This window comes from Pectobacterium sp. S5 (assembly GCF_051707265.1).
Taxonomy (GTDB): Bacteria; Pseudomonadota; Gammaproteobacteria; order Enterobacterales; family Enterobacteriaceae; genus Pectobacterium; species Pectobacterium polare.
On record NZ_JAULSZ010000015.1, the window covers coordinates 1 to 1180 of the forward strand.

At 36.5% G+C, this 1180-nt stretch carries 1 protein-coding gene; it reads right to left on the reverse strand.

Annotated features, from left to right (window positions below; all coding sequences use genetic code 11):
* Positions 1-218: 218 nt before the first annotated feature.
* A complete protein-coding gene (locus QWJ20_RS21860) occupies positions 219-968 on the reverse strand; it encodes a hypothetical protein (protein ID WP_433993431.1) in 750 nt (249 codons plus the stop codon).
* Between the last annotated feature and the right edge of the window lie 212 nt (positions 969-1180).

Here is a 1180-nt window from a genome sequence, read left to right on the forward strand (position 1 = left end):
AAAAACCGAATAAAATAGTGACGCGCTAAACAGCGATTTAAGCGGCTGATGGTCGAAGACAAGAGAACGTATCAGCGATAACGGATAAACCCAATCACGCTGGCGAGAACGCCAGATTCAGCCTCCTTGCCCATTGGTTCGTATAATGTGCCACACGTTATGTTGAAAAGGCCGCTGCGAAAATCGAATCTCGCAGCGGCCTCTTTAGCATAACGTTATTATGCGAACCAAAATTTAACTAGATGCTCATAGATTAATGTTGCAAATATAGAGCTTAATATACCTAACGTAACAACGGTGAGCGCCGATAAAAACAGCGATCTAACTGGATGAATTTTCACAAAATCAACCCAACGATAGTATAAAGGCTTCTTTATTCCCTTTATTTCTTTTTTAATTCTTTGAACTAAATTTATCGGTATGTTTTTACCAGAAAACTTATGCTCACAATCACTGCATATTATTGGAGGCGCACAGGATTCGATTAAATCCATCTTTATTCCATTCATATCAAATAAACATCCCTTAGTTTCGTCATGAGTAAAACCAAGGGCAGTGTCATAATCAGGGATGTTTTTGCAGTTTCTCATGTAAACCATTGAATATGCATATAAAATCCTAAGAATCGCATTCTCTAACGGAATATTTGCATACGCAAGATAATCTTTTATTTCATGAAAGGTAAATAATACCTTATTGTTACCCAAGCGCCGACTGTACCAATTATCCTCTAATGGAACATTTGTTATTGCTATTAAAAAATCATATTCGCTTAATGAAGGGAGTTGCTCTAACATTAACCTATCTGAGAAAGCCCAGTCTTCTATATCAGAGTCACAGGTTAATGCATAATCATCAATACTTTGGTCAATAAAAAAATGTGATGACTCCCATTTCAATAATTTATTCTTATCAAATCTTGCTGGCATATGTCCGAGGGTGATTATTTTTACTTTTATTTTATTCATTATAGGCTCTGATTAGTCTTATTTTACCTATGGCGGCTGTTGCAAAAATCTATCATTTAAACGCCGCGAAGCGGTTCGGGGTTCAGTGACACCCGAACTTTAGTGCGGTTTCCCGCACTTTTCGTCTGTCAACTTGTTTACGGTTATTTTAAGTACAGATTTCCATCTTCATCTATATCAATGTTTTTTATCGCATTTTCAATCATGTAGTG